Origin of the sequence: Halioglobus maricola, assembly GCF_009388985.1 — a bacterium.
GTDB lineage: Bacteria > Pseudomonadota > Gammaproteobacteria > Pseudomonadales > Halieaceae > Halioglobus > Halioglobus maricola.
Genome location: NZ_CP036422.1, coordinates 2,197,094 through 2,220,866, shown reverse-complemented (window position 1 = coordinate 2,220,866; position 23,773 = coordinate 2,197,094). Strand labels below are relative to the sequence as shown.

The following is a 23,773-nucleotide window of genomic DNA, read 5'->3' as shown; positions in this document are numbered from 1 at the left end:
CCTCAGCCTCCGCTGACGTACAGCGTCAGTCGCTGTCCGGGTTGCAGGTATGCATTTGGATCGAGTGAGTTCCAGGCGATGATATCGTGCACCGAGATCTTGAATCTGCCGGCGATACGATAGAGTGAATCTCCTCGACGGACGCGATAGCCGCGGCGAGTGGGTTCATCATTGGAGCGATCTGCCATGGCCAGACTGGTTGCCCAGTCACTACCCTGGGGGATCATCAGTGTGTCGCCGGCGCGAATCATACTGCCACGTATATCGTTCACCTGGCGTAGCAACTCGACTTCAGTATCAAATTTCCTGGCGATACGGATCAGGTTGTCACCGCTCTCAATGCGATAGTGTTCCCAGCGTACCCGGTCAGCGTCAGTCAGCTGCGCGACTCCCGCGTGGAACGCAGCCGCGCTGCCCAGTGGCAGGAGCAGCTCCGGGGCTGTTTCGGGAGACGTGGCCCAGCGCAGTTGGCCAGGGTTCAGAGCCTGCACCATATTCAGGTCGATGCCGGCCAAAGAGGCGGCCCTGGCCAGTTCAATTTGTCCGCCAGTGTTGCCGATCTCAAATGCCGGTGCATTGGCAACAGGCGGAATTTCGACATCAAACGCTTCCGGGAAGGCGACGATCTGGGTGAGCGCCAGCAGGCGAGGCACATAATGACGGGTTTCGCGTGGAAGCTTGAGCGACCAATAGTCAGTGGGCAGGCCCTGTTTTTCGTTCGCGCGCCGGGCGCGACCGACGCGACCCTTGCCGGCATTATAGGCAGCCAGTGCGAGCATCCAGTCCTCGTCGAATTCCTTGTGCAGTGATTCCAGGTAGTCCAGGGCGGTATCAGTTGACGCTCGCAGGTCCCGCCGGCCGTCGTACCACCAATCGCTGTAGAGCCCGAGCCAGCGTCCGGTGGCCGGCATTATTTGCCACAGGCCTGCGGCGCTCTCAGAGGACACGGCAAAGGGGTTAAGCGTGCTCTCAACCAAAGGCAGCAGGGCGAGCTCAATGGGGATGTCTCGCTTCTCTACCTCCTCCACGATGTAGTGAAGGTAGAGCGAGGCGCGTTCAGACACTACCGGAAGGTAGTTAGGTTGGCGCAGATAGTGGTCGCGGGCCTGTCCAACCTGCTGGTTGTGGATTTTCTGCCAGGTCATCTGCCGCCGTATGCGTTCCCAAAGGTCCTTTGGGGGGTTCGTCTCGGCGATAGCTTGATCCGAGCCGAACATTTCCTTCGGGCTGGGCTCAGTATAGGTCTCGCGGTCCGAGGTGCTGCGTGGCTGGTCCGGCAAGCTCTGACATGCGGCCACACTGGCGACTATAGAAATAGCTGCAAAAATACGTCGTAACATTCTGAATTTAAAGATAATTATATTCTTACTTAAGGTCGTTTCTAGGGTCGGCTATTGCCGGCGTGTCATTGTCCGTCAGGGGCGTGTCTCGAGGCTAGTCTTTTTCAGTTAAAAGCTGTCCTTCCATTGTCTGACAGCGGCGAAGACCTCGATCGGGGTTTCGCCGTCCAGCTTGCCCTGGGCTTTCATGGACGCCAGCAGGCCCGGTTCCGAGCAGCGCAGGAAGGGATTGGTCGAAAGTTCCATGGCCAGCGTAGATGGCACGGTCGGCTCGCCGGCCTCTCGGGTCGCTTGCGCGGCGATGGCCCGCTCGGCAAGTGCGACATTGTCGGGTTCAACGGCCCGCGCAAAGGCAAGATTCGCCAGCGTGTATTCATGGGCGCAATAAACACGGGTAGCCGCCGGCAGTGCCGCCAGGCTTGCCAGGGAGCCGTGCATCATGGCCGGAGTGCCTTCGAATAAACGACCGCAACCGCCGGCGAAAAGGGTGTCGCCACAGAACAGCTGCGCTGCTGCAGGGCCAAAATAAGCGATATGGTCCAGGGTGTGGCCGGGCACCTGAAGCACCTCGAATGATTCGCCAAGCACATCGACACAATCGCCGGCATGAACAATACGATCCAGGCCGTCAATCGCGGGGTTGTCGGGGCCATAAACGACAGGGCCATAAGCATCACGCAGTGGCCCCAGTCCGCCTACATGGTCGAAATGATGGTGTGTTACCAGGATGCCAGAGAGAGTCAGCTTTTCTGCTTCCAGGCGTTGCAGGACGGGAGCTGGGTCGCCCGGGTCGACCACGAATGCCTTATCGGTGCCATCGCGGGTGATGAGCCAGATATAATTATCGTCATATGCAGGAATAGGTCTAACTGTGAGCATGTGAAACCGTTTCAATGGTGGATAAATACAGTAATATGGCGCTGTGTAGTGGAGACGAGGAGCCAGCGGGCCAACTGATGAGTCAGCAGTTTAGCGAGATTTTTAACGAACTGGAATCCTGGTACGGTAGCGAGCCGGGGCAACTCGTGCTCGACAAAATTCGCACTCGAGTAAACCACCACCTGGATACCGCTTTCGGCTACCATATCCTGCAGTTAGGGCCCGTTCGAGACGAATCCCTCATCAGTGACGGGCGAATCCATCATCACATCTATGCGGGCCCGCGTGCTGGCGGCACCGCGGGAATGCTTTGCGATGCGGGCGAGCTGCCTCTTGCCAGCGATAGCGTCGACGTCATCGTTGCCCACCACAGCCTTGAATTCAGTACCAACCCGCACCAGGTGCTGCGCGAACTTCAGCGCGTTCTAACCCCACAGGGGCATTTGCTGATTGTAGGCTTTAATCCCCTTAGTTTTCGTGGGCTGGGCTTGCTGGCTAAACGTCTGGGGCGTTACTCCCCGTGGCGCAGGCATCACCCGGTTTCCCAGAACCGCCTCTACGATTGGCTGCGACTGGTTGGCTGTGATCCCGACAGCAGTAGCTTCCTGCATACGGTGCCCGGCATCGGTGGTGGCCGTCTGCGCAGCTTGCTAGAGCGCTTCGATAGCTGGTGTGGGCGCCACAGCCTGCCATTGGGCGGTGTCTATGTAGTGCACGCCATCAAACAGCAGCCGGGGCTGACCGAGAGCCGTCTGGGCCTGCGCAGCCGCGGTGAAAAACTCATGGGCCTTGCAGTACCGAAGCCCGCGCCCAGACCCAGTCCTGCACCTGCCGCGCCAACGCGCGGCCCTCACGTCGGCGCCGTTCGCCGGCGGCCGAGTGGAGAAATTATTCATTGAAAGATGTTGAAGTATTTACCGATGGCGCCTGTAGAGGTAATCCCGGGCCCGGCGGCTGGGGTGCGTTGTTGCGCTATCAGGGGAACGAGAAGTCGCTATACGGCGGTGATCCTGCGACAACGAACAATCGAATGGAGTTACAAGCCGCTATCGAAGCGCTCAAAGCACTGCGCGAGCCCTGTGTGGTGACCCTCACCACCGACTCCGTGTATGTAAAAAACGGGATCACGCAATGGCTGGAAGGCTGGAAACGCAAGGGTTGGAAAACCGCGGGCAAAAAGCCGGTGAAGAATGTCGATCTTTGGCAGGCCCTGGATGAGCAGAATCAACGGCACAAGGTTGAGTGGTGCTGGGTTAAAGGCCACAGCGGCCACCGAGAAAACGAAATCGCGGATCAGCTCGCCAACCGCGGTATCGATGAATTGAGTTAAACCATCAGGAAGCAGTAACACGATGCGTCAAATTGTATTGGATACGGAGACTACCGGCCTGGAAGTCAGTCAGGGTCACCGGATCATCGAAATTGGTTGTGTGGAGCTCGATAGTCGCCAGCTGACAGGCAACCATTTCCACGTCTACATCAACCCCGAGCGGGAGATCGACCAGGGTGCTATCGAGGTCCACGGTATCACCAACGAGTACCTCGCCGACAAGCCACTGTTCGCTCAAGTCGCGCAAGAATTTTTCGACTTCGTAAATGGTGCAGAACTCGTTATTCATAACGCACCGTTTGACATCGGCTTCCTCGATGCCGAGCTGAAGCGGGTGGGTAAGCAGTTTCCGCCGCTGGCACAAGTGTGCAGTGTGGTCGACAGCTTGATTCTTGCGCGCGGCAAGCACCCGGGGCAGCGTAATAATCTGGATGCACTGTGTTCGCGCTACATGGTGGACAATTCCAGCCGCGAGTTGCACGGCGCATTGCTGGATGCGGAGATTCTCGCGGATGTCTATCTGGCGATGACAGGCGGGCAAACCGCGCTGTCGCTGTCAGATAGCGATGGCGATTCAGACGGGTCTAATCGGGGCGAGCGTATTGTCCGTTTGGGCCAGGATCGTGCATCACTGCCGGTTATCGAACCTTGCGCAGAGGAACTGGCTGCCCACGAAGCGCAGCTGGAAGCTATCGCTGCAGGCAACGGCGGCAAGGTGTTGTGGCGAGATCTGACCTAGACAAACGCGCTCACACAAGCCAGTCCCACGCCGCCTAGAACAACGGTGTAGGGCAGAGCCATGATCACCATGCGGCCGTAAGAGAGCCTGATCAGTGGGGCGAGGGCGGATGTCAGCAGGAACAGAAACGCGGCCTGGCCGTTAGGGGTGGCGACACTCGGCAAATTGGTGCCGGTATTGATCGCTACCGCCAACTGATTGAATTCTGTGCGCGTAATGGTGCCAGCGTCCAGCGCGTCCTTCACTTCATTGATGTATACCGTTGCCACGAACACGTTGTCGCTGATCATCGAGAGTGCGCCATTCGCAATAAAGAACATCGCCGGGCGAACATCGGCATCCATCGCCAAAACCGCATTGATAACCGGCGTGAACAGGTGCTGGTCATGAATAACCGCGACGATGGCGAAAAATACCACTAGCAGCGCGGTAAAGGGCAGGGCCTCTTCGAACGCGCTGCCGATCTGGTGCTCCTCGATAATTCCGTTGAACGCGGTGAGAAGCACGATAACCATCAGGCCGATCAAGCCGACGGCAGCCCAGTGCATGGCCAGTGCGGCAACCAGTAACGCTGCGACCAGCGCCTGAATCACCAGCCTGGCCCTGGCGCGATTGTTCCGCTGACTGGACTCTTTCTGTTCGAACTCCTCCAGCACTTCGCGCACTCTGGGCGGCAGTTTCGCGCCATAGCCAAATTTCCCGAACAGCTCCAGCAGCATGCAAGTGGCCAGACCGCAGGCCAGAACCGGCATGGTGACCGGCGCCATGATTTTGACAAATGTACCGAAGTCCCAGCCAGCGATCGTCGCAATCAATAGGTTCTGCGGCTCGCCAACCAGGGTGCAAACGCCGCCGAGCGCAGTGCCTACGGCGCCGTGCATCAACAAGCTGCGGAGGAAAGCGCGAAAGTTTTCCAGATCTTCGCGGTTGTTCTCTTCGACGGAGTCATCTTGCGAGTGATCGTGATTGTCGTGATGCAGACCTTTTCCCGAGGCCACTTTGTGATAGACCGAGTAAAAGCCAACACCGACGCTGATGAGCACGGCGGTTACCGTGAGTGCGTCCAGGAAGGCTGATAATAAGGCTGCAACCAGACAGAACAGGAGCGAGAGCAAGACTTTCGACTCTACTTTGAGGAGGATTTTGGTAAAGACAAACAGCAGCATTTCCTTCATAAAGTAAATGCCGGCGACCATAAACATCAGCAGCAGAATGACTTCGAAGTTCGCCAGCGTCTCGTGGTAGACGGAATCTGGTGACGTCATCCCCAGAATGACGGCCTGGATCGCCAACAGACCGCCAGGCTGCAAGGGGTAGCAGCGCAGGGCAAGTGCCAGGGTGAAGATAAACTCACCAATGAGAATCCAGCCAGTAACGAAGGGTCCAAAGATGTAAAGTAAAACAGGGTTGAGCAGCAGGAATGCGACGATCGTCTGCTTGTACCAGGTGGGGGAAGGACCGAGAAAGTTTTTCCACAGAGCTGAGGCGGCTGATTCGTTCATAGTCCTGAGTCGTATAAAAAATCGAAGGCCGGATGATACGGGATTTCCCTGTCTAGTGCGCGCTGGCGGGGCCAAAAATCGGCCGGATAGACACCGACATTGGTCCCCTTGCTCCGACTCTCCCGGGGGCATACTATAGCCGGTCATTTTCAATTCTGTGATCGTCAGATGTTCCGACCCGACAATGCGCCCCCCGAGGGTGGCCTGCCCGAACTCCACGTGGTCTTCCAGAACGGTAAATTGGTGACTGATATGCGGTCCGCCGATCTCTGTTTGCTGCAGGAGCAGGTTACCCGAGGGATAGGATGGCAGGTAAGGCGCCGCCAGTTCGTTGGGTTCTGGGGAGAACAGCCGTTGTTTGCCCTCGAAATTGACGAGCGAGATGAAGTAGACCCGCTGCAGTTCAATGCCGGCTCACTCTACCAATTACTCGGTCGGGTAGACGAGCAGCTGTTTTCTGTAGCGGGCAGGGCAGCCCAATTGCTGGATTGGGAGCGTGACCATCGATACTGCGGCCGTTGTGGCAATGAGATGTCCGCTGATCTTAGCGAGCGCGCGATGCGCTGTTCGCCTTGCGGCACGATAATCTATCCGCGTATCGCGCCATGTATTATTACCTTGGTCACTCGCGGTGATGAATTGTTGCTGGCGCGCAATGCCAACTTTCCTGGCCCTATGTACAGCACCCTGGCAGGTTTTATTGAGGCTGGAGAGAATGCTGAAGAGACGCTTATTCGCGAGGTTCGTGAGGAGGTAGGTGTCGAGGTTGGAAAACTTGAGTACTTTCAATCACAAGCCTGGCCATTCCCCAATCAGCTGATGCTCGGATTCTTTGCCGAGTATCGCAGTGGTGAGCTCACACCCGATCACGTCGAGATAGCAGACGCGCAATGGTTTCACTACAGTGATTTGCCCGTCATTCCCCCCGCCAGTTCGGTTGCTGGCCAATTGATCAGGCACTTTGTTGCCACTAAACAACGTTAAAACTGGAGTAAATCTTGGAGTACCTGTTTGAATTCGGATTATTTCTTGCGCAGTCTGTAACCCTTGTTGCGGCAGTCCTCATCCTTGTGGCGGGGCTGGTAGCGATTGGCCAGCGCCAGCGCTCGGATATGAACGAGGGGCATATCGAGATCCGCAACCTCAACGAAAAGTATAAACACATTGGTGCGGCTATTCGTGAAACAGTCGAGCCGGAGGCTGCCTACAAGGATCAACTCAAGGAAGAGAAGAAGTCCGAGAAGCAAAAAGCCAAGCAGGAAAAAAAGAAACGCAAGAAAGAAAAAGCCGCAGATGCCGAGCGCAGCCGCCTGTATGTGCTGGATTTCGATGGTGATATCAAGGCCAGCGCTACTGATAACCTGCGCGAAGAAATATCGGCAGTCCTTACCGAGACACGCGCCGGCGACGAGATACTGGTCAAGGTTGAGAGCCCCGGCGGCCTGGTGCATGGCTATGGCCTCGCCGCCAGCCAGTTGCAGCGCATTCGTGATGCAGAAGTACCGCTGACGATTGCCGTAGACAAAGTGGCTGCCAGTGGCGGCTACATGATGGCGTGTGTGGCGAGCCGAATTATCGCTGCCCCGTTTGCCGTTATTGGCTCCATCGGCGTATTGGCGCAATTGCCCAATTTTCACCGATTATTAAAGAAACACGATATCGATTTTGAACTGTTCACTGCTGGTGAATACAAGCGAACGCTGACCATGTTTGGCGAGAATACCGACAAAGGCCGCGAGAAGTTCACCCAGGAACTGGAGGACACGCACGGTCTGTTTAAAGACTTTGTCGCCGGCAATCGCCCGCAACTCGACGTGGACGCGGTCGCAACCGGAGAAGTCTGGTATGGGCAGCAGGCAGTGGATCAGGGCCTGGTCGACGAGATCATGACATCCGATAGTTTCCTGCAACAGCGCCTGGAAGAGTGGGACGTTTTCGAAGTGCGTTTTGTGCACAAGAAGAACTGGCAGGAAAAGCTGGGTGTCGCGGCTGAAAGCGCGATGGAACGAGGCTTTTTAAAGATATTTCAGCGTGGGCAGCGGCCGCAGCTTTAGGGCTTAGCTTCGCGCTGCTCGCAGGCGGCGCGCTCCACGATTGCACGATTCACCATGGCCGACTGCTCCTCTTCCTCGGCGAGAACCGCGCCGCTGATATCCAGGTCCGGGTTGGCGCAAGGGTCCTCCTCGTACAGGGTTAGGGTCGCAAGCAGGGCAATAAGCAATACCGCCCCCACCAGCCCCAGGTTTTTTAGCAGTTTGGATTCGGGTGGCATCGTCATATGATATAGGGCTCCGGCTCGTCCAGCCTGAGGGCTTTTACCGCCTGGTGATGGCTGAGATAGATTTTTCCGGAGAGGCTGGACGGGAAATTAACTTCCTTCAAGGCATCCATCACCGGCCCTTTGACCTCACTGAGATTAAGTGTAATACCCTGTTCAGCAAGGCTGTGGACGACTGACTCCAGCATTTCAAGCGCACTCATATCGATCTCATTCACTGCCGTGCACTGGAGAATGACATGCTTCAGTTCGTTTTGCTCGGCGACCAGCCGATAAATGTAGTCTTCAAGATAACCTGCGTTGGCGAAGTAAAGACTTTCGTCGATCCTGATCGACACAAGCGAGGGATAGGTGATGACCTCGTGGCGTTCTGTATTGCGGTAATGCTCGGTCCCCGGAACCGTCCCGACCACTGCAACGTGCGGCCTGGTGGTTTTGTGCAAATGGAGCAGGATAGACGATGTAATGCCGCATAGAACACCGATTTCGACCCCCGCTATCAGGGTGACGATGATAGTGATCGAGACCGCAAAAAAATCTGAACGTGCATAGCGCCAGGCCTTGGCTAATACTTTGATATCCAGCAGTGAAATGACGGCAACAATAATGGTGGCTGCCAGCGTTGCTTTAGGCAGGTAGAGCAATGCAGGTGTCAAGAATAGCGCGGTCAGGGCAATGCCCGCTGCAGCAAAAATACTTGCGGCCTGAGTGTGGGCGCCGGCGTCGAAATTGACGACTGAGCGAGAGAATCCTCCCGTTACCGGGAAGCCGCCGCTAATGCTGGCGGCGATATTTGCGCTGCCGAGGGCGACTAACTCCTGATTGTGATCGATACGCTGGCGACGTTTTGCAGCAAGCGTTTTCCCCACTGATACGGATTCTACAAACCCTATTATCGAGATTAACAGCGCAGACACCGCCAACTCCCGCCACAGGGAAAGCTCGACAGGCGGGGCAGACAGCGCAGGCAGACCTGCAGGGATAGCACCTACCAACGCGACGCCATGATCGCCAAGGTGGAGGCGATAGCTCAACCATGCGGTAGCCAGAATTGCGAATACCGGACCAGCGCGAGCGAGTATCGCAGCGAAGGTCGTCGGGGTGCCGAGCCGGATAAGTAGCGGCTCCAGCCCTTTACGGCTCCACAGCAGAAATGTCAGCACGCCGATGCCAGTAAGCGCCGTGTAGACATTACTCTGCGAGAGCTGGCTGACAAGCCCGGACAACAGTGCGGGCAGGGTGCTCCCGCTGCCAGTAATCCCCAGCAAGTGGCTCAATTGGCTGAGTGCGATGATGATGCCTGATGCGGTGATGAAGCCTGAAACTACCGGATGGGAGAGGAAGTTTGCGAGGAAGCCGAAGCGCAAAAACCCCATGCCGACCAGCATTACACCCGATAGAGCCGCAAGCGCAATGGCTGCGCTGGCGTAGTCCACCTCACCGGTGGCGGTTACTCTGGCCAGGGCAGAGGCTGTCATCAGGGAAATAACGGCAACAGGGCCCACCGACAGCGTGCGACTGGTTCCGAGTAGGGCGTAGGCGATCAGCGGCAGGATTGAAGCGTAGAGTCCCATCTCCGGTGGCAGGCCCGCGAGTAGCGCATACGCGAGTGATTGCGGGATCAGCATTATCGCTACGATAACGCCTGCCAGGATGTCGGCGGCCCCATCAGCTTTTGTGTACGCCGCGAGCCAGGTTCGCGGGGGGAACCAGCCGTCGGGTTTATTCAACGGTGTTACTCCGCACCTGATATGGCGAGGGCAACGCAGCGGGAATCATTTTCCGCTTGCTCCATGAGTTCGAGAAAACGGGTTTCCGCACACAAAGGGTCGAACCAGGGCAGGTTGAAGTAGTGGCCCTTCGACCCCGCGTCCAGGGCCTCTTCGATATGATTGAGTGCGTCAAGGTGCATGTTGGCGAGAGTATAGACCAGCGCAGCCGCTCGCGCATGGCGCAGCCCCTTGATCTGGCGGTGTGATGAGCGGGTCAATCGCACAGCTGTATCTGTCTCGCCGCGGTGCGCATAAGCCAGTGCAGCCGCCTGGGGAGATAATAGAAGATCACCGGCCTGTTCCCGATCAATCACCTGCTTATACAGTTGATCGGCTTTGGGCTCATTGCCGAGCAATTCTTCAGCCTCAGCCAGCTGCAGCAGGGTCAGGGTCATCCCTCTATCGGCCTGGAAGGCCCGGCTTAGCGCTTCTCTGGCCGCAGCGTAATCTCCGTCGAGGAGGTGGGCGATGCCCAATGTAGCGCGCGTGGTGGCTGAATCCGACAGCGTTAGACTCCGCTCTGTGGTGGCGATGGCAAGATCCAGCCGGCCAATAGAGATTTGCTGCCTTGCCAGCATATCCAGCGCACGTGTGTTGTGGGGATAGATGTCCTGCATAACGATGAGCGCGTGCTGGGCTTCGTGGAAATCACCGCTCCTGTAGGCGTTGACAGACTGGCGCGTCAGATAGCGAACAGAGGGGCGAAGAATGGTAGCCGCTGCGAAGTAGGGTATCGCTTCGGCGTAGCGTTCACTGCCGAGAAGAACTTCTCCCTGCAGGTAACTCGCGCGGGCAGGATCTGTCCCTCGGCTCACAATCTGGTTCTTCAGTGTGTCTGCACGGCCGAGATCTCCCCTGGCCAGGGCTAGCTGGAAACGTTCAAAATCCAGCCGTTCCGGTAACGCCAATTCGCGGTCTGCGAGAGCCAGCCTGCTTTCGATCTGATCCAGTAAGGCTGGCGAAGCCGTGGCCGCATAGAGCTCAAAAGCAGTCTCAATATAGAGCTGATACAGGGGAGCGAAGGAGGGCGCATTATCGAGAGTCGCAGCCAGCTGGAACACAGTGTCTGAGTTGGGGCTGGCGTTATTCTCATGACGCGCAAATTGGTTCAGATACTCGATATAAGCCTGCTCACTGACCATATCTGTGTTCGCGGGCAAATCGCTATCGGGGAAGAGCGCGGCCCACTGCTCTCGTGCCATCTCTCTGCTTGCCAGTGCAGTTTGGCTCGGCAGTTCCATGCGGTGCGGCGCGGAGCGGCGTGCATGAGAACCGCTGAATTGCACCAACTCCAATTGGCAGGGGCTTCGAGTGCAATCGAGTTTGCTGGTTATCAGGGTATCGGCACCCAGTGCTGTCATGGTCTCGGCGGGTGTGAGATTTTCGTCGAGGTCTCCGGCATTGTAATCGGCCAGTGCCAGTCCTTCCGCTGCAACAGTCGTTTCGCGCAAGCTCTGGACCACAGCGCGGGCCGTATAGTCCTGGCCTGCCGCGGACTGGGCTGACTGTGTAATTTCGGTTGGGGCGATCGCAACATAGCGGATTTTTTCTGGCTCCCTCATGTACAGCAGAGTAGCCGCGATGAGTGCCAGTAGTGCTGCAGAAACGCCAAACCACTGTAGATTTCCCGAACCTTCCTGTGCCGGGGCGATCTGCTCGGGGAGGGGGGTTTCCTGCTGGTAGTACTCATACCAGGCGAATCGAAAGCGCTCAGCCACCTGGGCGGCGGTGGGTCGCGCGGAGGCCTTCCGGTGAGCGAGAGATTCAAGCAGTTCGTCCATCGCAGGGCTGATACTGTGGCGATGATCTGCCAGCATGGACTCGGCAAGTCGCCCCAGTGCCGCTATATCTTCGGCCGGATCAGTTTTTTCACTGGCGATACCAAAGTCATTGACCTTGGCCGTGCCCGCAGGGCTTATAAGCACATTTTCGGCTTTGAGATCGCAGTGGGAGACACCGGCTTCGTGGGAGGCGGCCAGACCTGCTGAAATTTCCGCAAGCCAGCGCAGGCGCTCACCCAAATCCACACGGTGCTCGCGCAAGTGCAGGAAGAGGTTGCGCCCCTCGACGTACTCCATGACGAAAGCAAGCGTGCCATCTTCTTCTACTATGTCGTAGATCTGGACAATATTCGGATGATTAAGTTGGGCTAACAGTAGGGCCTCGCGACGGAGGTGCTCGGCCCAATTGCCCTCGGGAAGGTCGCCACGCAGGTATTTTACCGCGACATTGCGCTTGAGTCGTAAGTCCTGGGCGAGGTAGACCTCGCCCATGCCGCCACGGCCGAGCGCACGGAGAATTTCATATTTTCCGGCGAGTACAGATCCGGCGTCAGAGGGCATGCGCCTTACCGTACTGAGGCGTCAGCGCTGGGGAGGGCGTAGGCCAGGCTCTCGCCTTTGAAGATTCTGAATTTCGGACTGCCGAAGCGCATCCGTCCTTTGCCACGCTCGATCAGCTGGTCGGAGTCGAGGGTGTGTTCGAGATTTTCCGTAATCTGCTTGCGGGCGCGGAAAATCATGATGTTGATATGTGGCATATCCATGCCCAGATCTTTTTTGAGCTGCTCGTTATCGATCCAGCCCTGGGTTTTCTGGTCGTAGCCATTGCCAGCGTCTGCTGCGCGGATTCGTGCCAGGTGCATCAGCAGGTAATGATGGCTGCGTTCCCCCAGGTTCACCTGTTTGCTGCCGAACTGGAGCTGCAGACCTGTGTTCTCCTCGTCGCGGCTGAGGTCAAAGATAAACTCGATATCCTCGAGCTTCTTTTCTGGCGCGATATTGATCTCAGTGACCTGTTCGGTCTCAGCAAGAAATACCTGCCACTCGTGTCCGCCATAGCGAAGGTAATCACCATGGTGGATAACCCGCTCATTGGATTGCACATTGTCGTGCTCCATCGGGTGCAGTAGCCAGGAGTGGCGGTGGTAGGAATAAATGAGCACCGCCTGTGGGTTATCCGCACTGGGCAGGAATATAAAAGGCTCCAGAGGCAAATCCGGGGTGTCGTCTGTGGTGGCAATCAGGCCAGAACTGGGAGGCTGGTCGTCTATGAACTCCAGCGGCGGCATGTCGGGGGCACCGACATGAATGGTGTCGCCAAGCCGCACAGGTACGCTCTCATTGGGTTGTAGACGTTTAGCACCTAGCCAGGTGCCATTTTTGGATAGATCGCGCACATTCCAGTGGTCTCCGTCCCATTCCATGGAAAGGTGAATTCTCGAAGTAATTGGGCTGCTCACCACCGTATCGGAACGTTCCGCGCAGCGGCCGATAGTATGGTGAGTGCGGAGCGAGAAGCTTCGCTTAGTGTTAGTGTCGCGCAATTGCGCCATGGAACCACGCCTTGTCTATTAATTGGCCAATCTTCCGTGATCTAGCCGGTATCAGGATCAAGCTCCCCTATATCTCCGACGAAAATAGTCGAATTCCCTGAACAGTGCAACCAGCTTACCCCTATTGCCTGTAATTAGGCGTAATAGCGCTGGTTGAAGGATAGAGGCAGGATAACACCGTGCATGGGAATGCACACCACGCGGAAATTAGCGGCCAGGGATGGCCGCTTTTTTTTGCCTGGCGTTTACTGGGTGTTTTTCAGGCTGCCTGAACCCAGTCACCGCGACTGGGGGGCATGATCTGGCTGTAGGCGAAATCGAATAGACCGTGAACACGGCCCTCAAATTCTTCGCCGAGTTGATCGAGCAGGGCATTGATGAACTTCTGGTCAGCACCGGGCGCGGCAATATAGATATTACCGAAGAAGTTACAGGGCACCACCTTTTCCTGCAGCCATTGAGCTAGTTCGGCCGCGTCGAAACGAGGCGTACTCAGCGGATGACCAATCGAGTCGGGGCTGCCGTGGGCGGAGATGAACAAATCCTCGCCCTGGGCGAGGATATCGGAGAACACACTCTCGTGGGTATAAGGCATGGCCAGGCCATAAATCGCGCGGGGATAACGACGGAACATGTGCTGAACTTCGGCGTAATCCTTGATATCAAGGCTGATAATCACTGCTGTGCCCTTTCTTGGTGTTTGTAAGCTGTTATTGCTCCAACGGAGTAAGCTCAGCATCGCTTACAAGGGTTCCCAGCGGCAATTACGTGATATTACATTTGCCTTACAGCGCTTTTACCAGGTGGCCGCCGTCGACAGGCAGGATGGCCCCGTTAACGAAGCTGCCGGCCTCACTGGCCAAAAGCAAGAGCGGGCCGCTCAGTTCGTCGATATCCCCCATTCGTCCCGCCGGAGTTCCCTTCAGGTAGGCCTGCCCGGCGTCAGAATTCAGGTACTCGCTATTCATCTCGGTAGCAAAATAGCCCGGGGCGATGGCGTTGACTCGAATACCCTTGGGCGCTAGCTCCAGCGCCATGGCTTTGGTCATCTGCACGACGGCTGCCTTGGAGATAGCATAAACACTCTCGCCGAAGCTAACTCTCAAACCCAGGATGGAGGCAATATTGATGATACTGCAGCAGCGTTCATTGGCGCTGGCCAGTCGGGCTACGGCCTGGGCAACGCGCCAGGCACCCTTCAGGTTAGCGTTCATAATATGATCGAATTCGGTTTCAGTGACGTTGAGGCTATACCGCGATCCAGCCACCCCGGCGTTGTTTACCAGGATGTCTATGCCGCCGTGAGTCTGCTCGATGTCGGCGATTCCCTCGGTGACACTCGCGGCATCCGTAACGTCCATTCCCACTGCCGCAGCCTGCCCGCCGGCGGCAGTGATGTCAGCGACCAGCGTTTCCAGCTTTTCCTGACGCCGGGCGGCGGCCACGACCGTGGCCCCGGCAGCTGCCAGTATTTTTGCAAAATGCGCTCCAAGCCCGCTGGAGGCACCTGTTACCAGCGCCACCTTACCTTCAAGCGAAAACAGTCCATCCATGCCTTGGGCCATAGTCCTATTCCTCTGTGAATCGCTTGATGACCATTTTCCCAAGTGCCATCTGGTGCACCTGGTCCGGGCCATCAGCCTGGCGGCACCAGCGCGCATAGTTGAAGCCCTCGGCCATGCAGTAGTCTTCAGTGAGACCTCCGGCTCCGTGCAACTGCATGCAGCGATCAATAACCTGCTGCATCATGATTGGAACGCTTGTTTTACTGGCCGCGATCAGGTCCATGGCACCCTTGGGGCCGGCTTCGTCCATTTTTGCGCAGGTTTTAAGCACCAGCAGGCGCGCCATTTCTATCTCTGAAAAGCTCTTGGAAATGTCTTCGCGGACAGACTGGTGCCGGTCGAGAGTCCGCCCGAAGGTGGTCCGACTCACACTGCGTGCACAGGCAAGCTCCAGCGAGCGCTGGGCGATGCCAATCAGGCGCATACAGTGGTGAATGCGGCCGGGGCCAAGGCGGCCCTGTGCGATTTCAAAACCACGACCCTCGCCTAGCAGTATGTTTTCTGCCGGTACGCGCACGTTGTCAAAACGCAGCTCTGCGTGGCCAATGGGGGCATCGTCGTATCCGAGGGTGGTCAGCGGTCGAACAATTTTCAGCCCCGGAGTACCTTTGGGAACCAGCACCTGGCTCTGCTGTTTGTGGCGGCTCTCGTGACCGGGGTCCGACTTGCCCATGACGATGAAGATCTTGGTCCGCTCGTACATTGCGTTGGTGATAAACCATTTGCGGCCATTTAGTACCCATTCGTCTCCGTCGCGTTCTATGCGCAGCTCGACGTTGGTGGCATCGGATGAAGCCACTTGTGGTTCGGTCATGGCATAGGCTGAGCGTATCTCTCCGTCAAGCAGCGGCGTCAGCCATTTCGCCTGTTGTGCCTCGCTGCCGTATTTCATGAACACCTCCATATTCCCAGTGTCCGGAGCATTGCAATTGAACACCTCCGGGCTCCACAAGACACGGCCCATAGCCTCGGCCAGGGGGGCGTAATCGAAATTGCTGAGCCCCTCGTGATCGACGAACTGCGCCAGTGAAGGAGGTACAAAGAGATTCCACAGGCCCGCGTCCTTTGCTTTCGCTTTTAGCTCGTCCATGAGTGGCAGTGCGCCAAAGCGGTTCTCCGCCCCATTGAGTTGCCGGTGGTACGCGTCTTCGTTGGGATAGATATATTCATCCATGAACTGCTGTAGCCGTGCCTGCAATTCCCGCGAGCGATCACTAAATTGGTACATGGTGCTATTCCTGTGTCACGTTTCTTGGAAGCTGATGATGTTATGGTTGCACCTTGAATCGTTCAAATTTATTTCAATAATGTTTCGACATTGATGGAATTGATAAGCAATAGGAGGAAAACAGACGATGTTTGATCACATAGAGGAATTGGCAGACGGGCAGCTAGTGTTGAGCCGGGGTGAGGGCGTCGCGCTGATTGAGTTGAATCGGCCTGAGAGCTTCAATGCTCTCAGTGTGGCGCTGCTCAACGGCCTGATAGAAGCTCTCGGTCGGGTGGATGCAGATGACAGCATCGTCGCTGTCGTACTCACCGGCCGTGGCAAGGCATTTACCGTCGGCGTCGATTTGAAAGAATTGTCTGGTGGCAACGGTTTGATGAGTGAAGGCAACATGGGGCCGGGGAGTCGGGTGATGACGGCTTTCAGTCAATGCCGCAAACCTATTGTTGGCGCCGTAAATGGTTTCGCGGTTACTGGCGGCTTCGAGATCGCACTCGCCTGCGATTTCCTCTATGCCGCTGAAAGCGCAAAGTTTGCAGACACGCACGCAAGGGTCGGTCTTATACCAGGCTGGGGCTTGTCACAAAAGCTGCCGCGCCTTGTCGGCATTAATCGCGCTCGCGAGATCAGTTTTACGGGCGACTATTTCAGTGCCGCCCAGGGTATGGAGTGGGGGCTGGTTAACAAGGTATGCCCCGACAACGAACTGCTGAGCCAGGCACTGGATACCGCGCACCAGATAGCGACCTGCCTGCCTGAGGCACTGTGTGAAATCAAGGCGATGATGAACGAGGGTTGGGAGAGCAGCCTCGGCGATGCGCTTGAGATGGAGGGAGACAGGTCCAATCGCTATAACGATGCCATCGATGTTTCCGCGATGGGCGAACGCCTGGCCGCGTTGAAGCAGCGAGCACGGGGATGATTCAGGGACAGCGGGCGCTATTTGCGCCCTCGCTCATAATTTGAACAAAGCGCTGTTCGGCGCACAGTCGGTCGAACCAGGGGAGGTCGAAGAATTGTGCAGCAAGGCCCGCTTTAATGGCGCTGTCCACTTCGACCAACGCTGATATCGTTTGCCCGGCGATCGTATAGACCAGCGCATCTGAAAAGTTCTTCAAGGGATTTCCGTTGAAGTCTGTTTCCTGGTTTTTAACAATGCCCAGCGCCTGCTCGTACAAGCCCAAATGCGCTGCGGCTTGCGCTGCGGCCTCAGGAAAAACCATTGGATCCTCGGCTCGATAACGCTCTACAAGCTCGCCATAAAGTGCATTGGCTCTCGCGATGTTACCCAGCAGAGATTCGACGTCGGCAAGATTCAGAACCATGACCGCATCCTGGCTATCTGCACTATAGGCTTTGATGAATTGTTCTCTGGCGGTGTCGTAGTCGTCGAGGTATAGGTAGGCACTTCCGAGATTGCTGCGCACCAGAGGGTCGTCCCGCACCGCCAGGCTGCGCTCCCAGTTCGATATGGCCTCGGCAAGCTCCCATTTTTCGAATTGAATGATCGCAAGCAGGTTCAGGCCCTGGGCATGATAAGGAAAGCGCTGAACCAGGCTCTCGAGCACATCGACAGCGGCGGACGAGTCACCGGAAAAGTAGAGGCTTCTGCCTAGTTGGTAGTAGTGGTCGCTGGTCGGTTGCAGGTCCAGTGTTCGCTGATAATTTTGAGCCGCAGCAGTAAAGTTCAGTGCCGCGCTCTCTATATCTCCCTGCATGTAGTTTGCTAACACCGGGTTTGGGTCGTGCTGGATAATGCGGGCCCGGGTGGAGCGCATTTTCTCTATATCGCCGCTGGCCTGGTAAAAATCGAACCAGGCATAGTCCAGGGCCTGAGGGCTGGATACACGCCGATCACCATTTTCAAGTTGGCGCTCCATTGCTTCCAGATACTTGGGGTCTGACATGGTCTGGTAGGCGAGGCTGCCCACGTCTGCAAGCAGACGGTAGGCGGGTGCATAGGCGGGCGCGCTTTCGAGTAGCGATTCTAGATCCTGGAACATCTCGACTGCCGGAAGGCTGCTTTGCTCGTGCGCCAGGTAGATGTTCAGGTAGGACCGGTAGTCGTCTTCGGTGATGGCGTCTGCCGCTTGCCCAGTTGTCATGCGGCTATTGGGAAATAGAGTGTGCCATTGACCGCTGACAAGCTGAGCAACGTCAAGGGCGGAATCAAGCAGCAGGGTTGTGTTCAGCTGGTGCGATACTGAGGCATCAGGAGCCTCAACTCTATCCAGGGCGAGTTCGCAGGTATGTGCGCCACAATCCAGCGTGGGTATGAGCAGGCTGTCGGCGGCGAGCAGAGCGAGCAGCTCTGAGGGTGTCTGTGCTTCGAGCTCCTGCTCGCTATACCTGACAAGGGCAAGGTTCGGGCTGTCTATGACGTTCTGCCGCAAGCTCTGATTCAGCGCCGTACGCAAAAGCCTCAACTGCCTGTCATCAAATTCCTGAGCGGCGAGAATGCTTGCCGGCGCCACAGCGACATTCTTGACGACCACTGGCCTGGTCAAAAACCAGGTCGCGCAAATAGCGATAGCGATACTGGCGGCGCCTGCGAAAGCCAGCTTTCTTTTGCGCCCCTGAGCCAGTTGGTGCTCGTCAACCTGGCCAGGCAGAGGTGTCTCTTCCTGGGTCGATTCGTAATAGGCCAGTTGTAGCTGATGTGCGGCTTCTTTTGCGGTTGGACGCCGCGAGAGATTGTCTGCGCACATACGCTCTAATAACAGTGGAATGCCGGGAGCCGGTGCCTCCCGACAATCGGCCAATACCTGGGCGGCAAGATTGCCGAGAGCGAGTATGTCGGTCTGTGGGTCGCCGCCTTCGCTGGCAATGCCGAAATCATTGACCTTCGCGATTTTGCCAGGCCCGATGAGGACATTTTCGGCCTTCAGGTCGCGATGGCAGATCCCCTGATCGTGCGACGCGGCTATCCCGGAGGCTATTTGGGCGAGCCAGTGCAGCCGCTGCGACAGGTCAACCCGATGCTCACGCATATACAGGAACAGGTTCCGGCCATCGACGTATTCCATGACCATCGCTGGTACGTCATCTTCATCGAGTATGTCGTGAATCTGAACGATGTTGGGGTGATTCAGTTGCGCCAGTAAGCGTGCTTCGCCGCGCATGCGCTCGCGCCATTCCCCCTCGGGAAGGTCACTCCGCAAGTACTTGATGGCGACTTCCCTGTCCAGGGTTACGTCCATCGCGAGATAAACCTCGCCCATTCCTCCGCGCCCGAGGGATCGGATAATCTCGTAGCGGTTAGCAACAATTGTGGTGCTTTCGTCCACTATTGGAGAACACCCATGGATACACGTCCTATGTGATAGCCCGAATGCTCGCGCAAAGCGACAATCGGGGGCCTGTATTACAGATGCACAAGAAACTAGAGCAATTTGATGCCTGCTGCAACTTTATGCACAGGGTATGCTGCCGTTTAACGACAGCACAGCTTGCTCGGCCCAATCTGTTCGTACACAATGGCGGTCAGGGCGTGCCTGAGCCGGTATCACCAGCGGCGCGTCTCCACCCCAAATCAGAATTTTGTGCTGGCTGAAATGCTGGCCCGGATTGTATTTTGCCCAAGACCGCAGCTGCAGCTCCCGCAGACCCCCAGCCCCGGCTGGAGGAATGGTTGCCGATCATCCGTGATCGAACGGGTACAGCAATGCGCGCCACAGGCGCCTTTGCTGGTGGGCTGGCAAAAATCTATGTGGCAATGCGGCCACTCGCCACACTCATCAATCGCCATGCGGATGTGACCGAGCCGGAGCTCAATGAAGCGCTGGACGCATTATTTGTGGCGCTGCGCAGGCATCCTGTTACCGAGCAGATTCGCGACGTCACCAAGAAGTTGCGTGAAGACAATATCCTGCCCAACGAGGAGAGCACGGAAAATTTGATCCGTTTCCTCATGGACCAGGTCACTGCGCGCAGCGTGATTCCTATTCCCGAGCAGGTCACTGAGGAGTTCTGGAGTTTCTTTAATGATCTGATGGCGGAGCCTGAACTACAGGGGCTGGGTGAAGTCAGCCTTGATGTCGCACGCATTGTGCTCGGCGCCTACGAGCCCTTGATCGTCGATGTGCTCAACCAGATCAAAGCGATGCGGCGCAGCAACAACCACCACATGCGCGAACTCTATGACCAGACTGGCGTGCTGCGCTCCGACCTCGACGTTTTTCGCCGGCAAGTAGGCGCACTCGCCTATATCCGGGAATTTTTTGATACTGACCCGGAAGATTTTAAGGCTCAGGCGGGTGTGGTTGCCCAGATGGTCCGCGAGTTCGGCCCTTTCTTTATCAAGATGGCTCAGGTTGCCGCATCCGGTTCTGACTTCCTGCCCGAAGAGATCAGCAGCGCGCTGGAAGTCTTCCAGGAAGATGTTGAACCAATGGCTCCCTGGGAAGTAGAGCAGGCGTTCAAAGAGTGCTTCGGCGAGTCACCGTCAAAGCGCTACTACGACTTTGATGCCAGTAAGCCACTCAAGTCTGGATCTATCGCATCTGTGTATGTGGCGCAGAAACCGGTGTTGAATAGACGCGGCAAGCAGGAACTGCAAACCCTGGTGGTAAAGGTGGGCAGGCATAATCTTGAGCGGGAGTTTCTGATCGGGAAAACCGTTATCAAGCTGGCCATTCTCAGTAGCCAGTACTGGGCGCCGCATTCAAAACTTTCGCCGTTTCTAAGTTCCTGGCTGGACCAGGTCGATGTTTTCGTCGAAGGCTTTCGTGCCGAGCTCGATTTCGAGGCAGAATCTGCCGTGCAAACTCGCTTCGGCGAGAGAGCCCGATACACCGGTGGCTGGCACGTGCCAGAGGTGTATGCCACCACGCGGCGCATTATCGAAATGGAATATATCGAAACAGGCGCCAGCCTGGGTACCGCCTTTAGGCCACTGCAGGGGCGCAAAAATTTGCGCAGCAGGCGCAAGGTTGGACGCGCCTTCCTGCACACCTTGCTGTCACACCTGTTGGTGTATCAGGAATTTCACGGCGACCTTCACCAGGGCAACTTGTTGGTAGATGAGCGCAACGAGCTGTACTTTATCGACTGGGGTAACAGCGTCGATGTGAGCAATATCTGGCGCCCGGCACTGAATTACCTACAGGCAATTTTCGCGGCAGATGCGCACGCCATTACGTCGGCAATGATCAAACTCGGTATAGAACCTGCAGCATTAGAGGCGCAACGCAGTGAGATTCTTCGCCTGGTTGAACAGGCACTCTCTGAGGCCGCGATCGCGCCCCTGGGGCTGGATTTTGCGCTGACGATTTATCGAGAGGGCAGCGAGGGATTGATCAAACGGCTCGAGCTTGCAATGGGACTGGCGAGTGTTATGGCCCGACAGGGTATTGTGATCAATAGTGAGTATATGCATTTGAGCCGCTCAGTCACCGCAATGCTCGGTTCCTATGTCGGCATCTACAAAGGCGTGTCGCGGCTGGCCATGAGTCAGGATATCGCCAAGGTTATGCTCGAGTTCCCCGCTATAGAGAGCTACCGCCAGGCGAGCGGATATCGCAAGCGGCTATTGAGGCAGGTCGCAGCCGACCTGCCTGTGGGCCGTAAAGCCAGGCCTTAGCCGACAATTCCAGCCTCTCGCAATTGCTTTATCGCTTCTTCGTCGTAGCCGATAGCACCCAGGATTTCGTCTGAATGCTGCCCCAGAGTAGGGGGATGTTTATGCATGCTGGCGGGCGTTTCCGACAGATGCCCAGGATAGCGCACGTAGCGCATCTGCCCGTTCTCAGGGTGCTCAGCATCGAATAGCGTCCGGTTGTGCAGGGCCTGAGGGTCTTCGGCGAACTCGCGGATGGTCTTTACCTTGCCGAAAGGTACTCCGTTGGCATCGAATCGCTTGAGCAGTTCATCGGTCGGCCACTTGGCGATTTCGATTTCGATGGCATCCAGCCAGGGACCGAAATCAGCGATGCGCTCGCCGACATTCCTCATGCCATCCCGCTCCAGTAACTCCATACACTCCAGTGCTTCGCACAAGCCAAGGAAGTGGTTGTCCTGCAGGGCCATGCCCACCACATGCCCGTCCTGGGTAGCAAACGCACGCAGTACCGCAAGCGGTTGGGCGTCGGGCATATCGGAAGGCTGGAACGTGTCCACTGGCAGCATATCGGGCAGCGAGTTTGCGGCATAGGCATCAATCATTGGTATGTCCACACGCTGGCCTTTGCCTGTGCCGCCGTTGCAGTCGCGGGCATAGAGAGCGGCCATGACAACGCCCGCCGCTGTAGTGGCGGTGGTCTTGTCCACGATGGCCGATTGGATCAGTTGGGGCTTGCCGCCAAATGGTGCCCCCTGAATATGCATCATGCCGACCAGCCCTTGTGCGATTGGGTCATAGGCCGGGCGATCGGAGTAGGGACCTGTGGGTCCGAAGCCGGTGATGGCTGCATAGATGAGACGATCATTCAGCGGTTTAAGGTCCTCGTAGCCTATGCCGAGTCTGTCGGCGACGCCTGCACGGAAATTCTCCACTACGATGTCAGCGTCAAGCGCGAGCTTTTTCAACGCCTCAACACCTTCCGGGGTCTGTAGATTGAGAGCGAGACTGCGCTTGTTGCGATTCATCTGGCAGTAAAAACCGGTGAGGCCGTTTTTCTCTGGCGGCACCATCCAGCGAGCGACCTCGCCATGGGTGGGTTCGATCTTGATGACATCAGCCCCCAGATCGCCGAGCATTTGACTACATAGCGGGCCAGTAATCATGGCGGTGATGTCCAGCACGCGAATGCCGGCCAGCGGCCCTGTGGGTTGTTCGTTCAGTTTAATATCCATGCCGTACCTCTTTTTTTATTGCTATTCATTGTAGACCCGTAGTGGCACTGCAACAGGGCCATTTCTGCCAAAACACGGGCCTTGTCGTGTCACTTTGTGTAAGCTTGAACACCGCATTTCTCAGTTCGGTATTGCCCATGTCAGTACGCCCCAGACGCTCCATGCTTTATATGCCTGGTTCCAACCCGCGCGCCCTGGATAAGGCCAGAAGCCTGCCCGCAGACAGCTTGATTCTTGATCTGGAGGACTCAGTTTCCCCGGATGCCAAGCAGCAGGCACGCGAGCAGGTGGTCGCGGCCCTGGAGGAGGGGGGCTATGGGCACAGGGAAATCATCGTCCGCATTAACGTGATGGACGGTGAGTGGGTCGCAGACGACCTCGCCGCCATAGCTAACAGTAAAGCCAGGCCAGATGGGATACTCGTCCCCAAAGTCTCTACTGCGCTTGAAGTTGAGCAGGCTGTTGCTACGGCGGACATGGCCGGCTGTGATACCGGTATCGATATCTGGATAATGGCGGAAACACCTCAGTGTATTTTGAATATCGGGGAGCTCGCTTCGGCACACCCGCGCCTTAAAGGTATCGTGCTAGGCACATCTGACCTGGCCAAGGACACTCGTGTTCGCCACACACCCGACAGAATGGGCTTTATCGCAGCACTGAACCTCTGTGTTTATGCCGCACGCGCCAATGGGCTCGATGTCATCGACGGTGTGCAGTTGGATCTGGACGACGAGGCGGCGCTCGAAGCGTCCTGTATTCAGGGGCGCGATCTGGGTTTCGATGGCAAGAGCCTGATCCATCCGAAGCAGCTCGCAGCTGCCAACAAGGCATTTGCGCCCAGCGATGCAGAGATAGCCACAGCAAGAGAGTTGATCGCTGGCTTTGAACAGGCCGAGGCGCAAGGCAAGGGCGTCGTTGTTGTCAACGGACGGCTGGTGGAGGCTCTGCATGTTGAGGAGGCCCAGCGCTGTCTCGCGCTCGCAGATGCTATTGCCTCGCTAGAGGCCTGAG

Annotated in this window: 20 protein-coding genes; 8 read left to right on the top strand and 12 right to left on the bottom strand. The window is 56.8% G+C overall.

What is annotated here, in order from left to right; genetic code table 11:
• Positions 1-2: 2 nt before the first annotated feature.
• Positions 3-1,298 carry a LysM peptidoglycan-binding domain-containing protein gene (locus EY643_RS10030; RefSeq protein WP_240732664.1) on the bottom strand — a complete coding sequence of 432 codons (1,296 nt, stop codon included), beginning with the start codon at positions 1,296-1,298 and terminating at the stop codon, positions 3-5.
• A gap of 150 nt (positions 1,299-1,448) precedes the next feature.
• Positions 1,449-2,219 (bottom strand): hydroxyacylglutathione hydrolase, encoded by a 771-nt coding sequence (gloB, locus tag EY643_RS10025; protein WP_152662078.1) that lies wholly within the window; start codon positions 2,217-2,219, stop codon positions 1,449-1,451.
• 77 nt (positions 2,220-2,296) lie between these two features.
• Between gloB and EY643_RS10020 the strand changes: the two genes are divergently transcribed.
• The 3 genes from EY643_RS10020 to dnaQ are packed head-to-tail and all read left to right on the top strand — an operon-like array spanning position 2,297 to position 4,288.
• Positions 2,297-3,118 (top strand): class I SAM-dependent methyltransferase, encoded by an 822-nt coding sequence (locus EY643_RS10020; protein WP_152662077.1) that lies wholly within the window; start codon positions 2,297-2,299, stop codon positions 3,116-3,118.
• Positions 3,115-3,549, top strand: coding sequence for a ribonuclease HI (gene rnhA, locus EY643_RS10015; protein ID WP_152662076.1), 435 nt, complete (start codon positions 3,115-3,117; stop codon positions 3,547-3,549). Before EY643_RS10020 ends, rnhA begins: the two co-directional genes overlap by 4 nt.
• A 22-nt stretch (positions 3,550-3,571) precedes the next feature.
• Positions 3,572-4,288, top strand: a complete 717-nt coding sequence (dnaQ, locus tag EY643_RS10010; RefSeq protein ID WP_152662075.1) for a DNA polymerase III subunit epsilon — start codon at positions 3,572-3,574, stop codon at positions 4,286-4,288.
• Here the strand turns inward: dnaQ and nhaB are convergent.
• Positions 4,285-5,790 (bottom strand): sodium/proton antiporter NhaB, encoded by a 1,506-nt coding sequence (gene nhaB, locus EY643_RS10005; RefSeq protein ID WP_152662074.1) that lies wholly within the window; start codon positions 5,788-5,790, stop codon positions 4,285-4,287. The two genes, dnaQ and nhaB, sit on opposite strands and share 4 nt — an antisense overlap.
• A gap of 168 nt (positions 5,791-5,958) precedes the next feature.
• Between nhaB and nudC the strand changes: the two genes are divergently transcribed.
• Both nudC and sohB read left to right on the top strand, forming a co-directional pair.
• Positions 5,959-6,774 (top strand): NAD(+) diphosphatase, encoded by an 816-nt coding sequence (gene nudC, locus EY643_RS10000; protein WP_152662073.1) that lies wholly within the window; start codon positions 5,959-5,961, stop codon positions 6,772-6,774.
• 14 nt (positions 6,775-6,788) lie between these two features.
• A complete protein-coding gene (sohB, locus tag EY643_RS09995; protein ID WP_152662072.1) occupies positions 6,789-7,844 on the top strand; it encodes a protease SohB in 1,056 nt (351 codons plus the stop codon).
• Here the strand turns inward: sohB and EY643_RS09990 are convergent.
• From EY643_RS09990 to EY643_RS09960, 7 genes are all read right to left on the bottom strand, one after another.
• Positions 7,841-8,068: a hypothetical protein gene (locus EY643_RS09990; RefSeq protein WP_152662071.1), complete on the bottom strand. Its 228-nt coding sequence runs from the start codon at positions 8,066-8,068 to the stop codon at positions 7,841-7,843. The genes sohB and EY643_RS09990 overlap by 4 nt on opposite strands.
• Positions 8,065-9,798 (bottom strand): SulP family inorganic anion transporter, encoded by a 1,734-nt coding sequence (locus tag EY643_RS09985; protein WP_152662070.1) that lies wholly within the window; start codon positions 9,796-9,798, stop codon positions 8,065-8,067. Before EY643_RS09985 ends, EY643_RS09990 begins: the two co-directional genes overlap by 4 nt.
• 5 nt (positions 9,799-9,803) lie before the next feature.
• A complete protein-coding gene (locus EY643_RS09980; RefSeq protein WP_152662069.1) occupies positions 9,804-12,182 on the bottom strand; it encodes a serine/threonine-protein kinase in 2,379 nt (792 codons plus the stop codon).
• 5 nt (positions 12,183-12,187) lie between these two features.
• The gene (locus EY643_RS09975; RefSeq protein ID WP_152662068.1) at positions 12,188-13,174 is read right to left on the bottom strand and encodes an FHA domain-containing protein; all 987 of its coding nucleotides are present in this window, start codon (positions 13,172-13,174) and stop codon (positions 12,188-12,190) included.
• A gap of 259 nt (positions 13,175-13,433) precedes the next feature.
• Positions 13,434-13,853, bottom strand: coding sequence for a hypothetical protein (locus EY643_RS09970; protein ID WP_152662067.1), 420 nt, complete (start codon positions 13,851-13,853; stop codon positions 13,434-13,436).
• 106 nt (positions 13,854-13,959) lie between these two features.
• Complete coding sequence (locus EY643_RS09965; protein ID WP_240732663.1) at positions 13,960-14,739, bottom strand: SDR family NAD(P)-dependent oxidoreductase; 780 nt, start codon at positions 14,737-14,739, stop codon at positions 13,960-13,962.
• Between the two features lie 4 nt (positions 14,740-14,743).
• On the bottom strand, positions 14,744-15,967 hold the full coding sequence (locus EY643_RS09960) for an acyl-CoA dehydrogenase family protein (protein WP_152662066.1): 1,224 nt from the start codon (positions 15,965-15,967) through the stop codon (positions 14,744-14,746).
• 127 nt (positions 15,968-16,094) lie between these two features.
• Here EY643_RS09960 and EY643_RS09955 point away from each other — a divergent pair, with 127 nt between their 5' ends.
• Positions 16,095-16,889, top strand: coding sequence for an enoyl-CoA hydratase (locus EY643_RS09955; RefSeq protein ID WP_152662065.1), 795 nt, complete (start codon positions 16,095-16,097; stop codon positions 16,887-16,889).
• A gap of 1 nt (position 16,890) precedes the next feature.
• Here the strand turns inward: EY643_RS09955 and EY643_RS09950 are convergent, their stop codons facing one another.
• Positions 16,891-19,254: a serine/threonine-protein kinase gene (locus EY643_RS09950; protein WP_152662064.1), complete on the bottom strand. Its 2,364-nt coding sequence runs from the start codon at positions 19,252-19,254 to the stop codon at positions 16,891-16,893.
• A 287-nt stretch (positions 19,255-19,541) separates the two neighbouring features.
• Here EY643_RS09950 and EY643_RS09945 point away from each other — a divergent pair, with 287 nt between their 5' ends.
• A complete protein-coding gene (locus tag EY643_RS09945; RefSeq protein ID WP_152662063.1) occupies positions 19,542-21,548 on the top strand; it encodes an AarF/UbiB family protein in 2,007 nt (668 codons plus the stop codon).
• On the opposite strand, the gene EY643_RS09940 is transcribed toward EY643_RS09945, so the two are convergent.
• The gene (locus EY643_RS09940; protein ID WP_152662062.1) at positions 21,545-22,759 is read right to left on the bottom strand and encodes a CaiB/BaiF CoA transferase family protein; all 1,215 of its coding nucleotides are present in this window, start codon (positions 22,757-22,759) and stop codon (positions 21,545-21,547) included. The genes EY643_RS09945 and EY643_RS09940 overlap by 4 nt on opposite strands.
• Before the next feature lie 137 nt (positions 22,760-22,896).
• Between EY643_RS09940 and EY643_RS09935 the strand changes: the two genes are divergently transcribed.
• Positions 22,897-23,772 (top strand): HpcH/HpaI aldolase/citrate lyase family protein, encoded by an 876-nt coding sequence (locus EY643_RS09935; protein ID WP_240732662.1) that lies wholly within the window; start codon positions 22,897-22,899, stop codon positions 23,770-23,772.
• The last annotated feature ends 1 nt before the right edge of the window (position 23,773 follow it).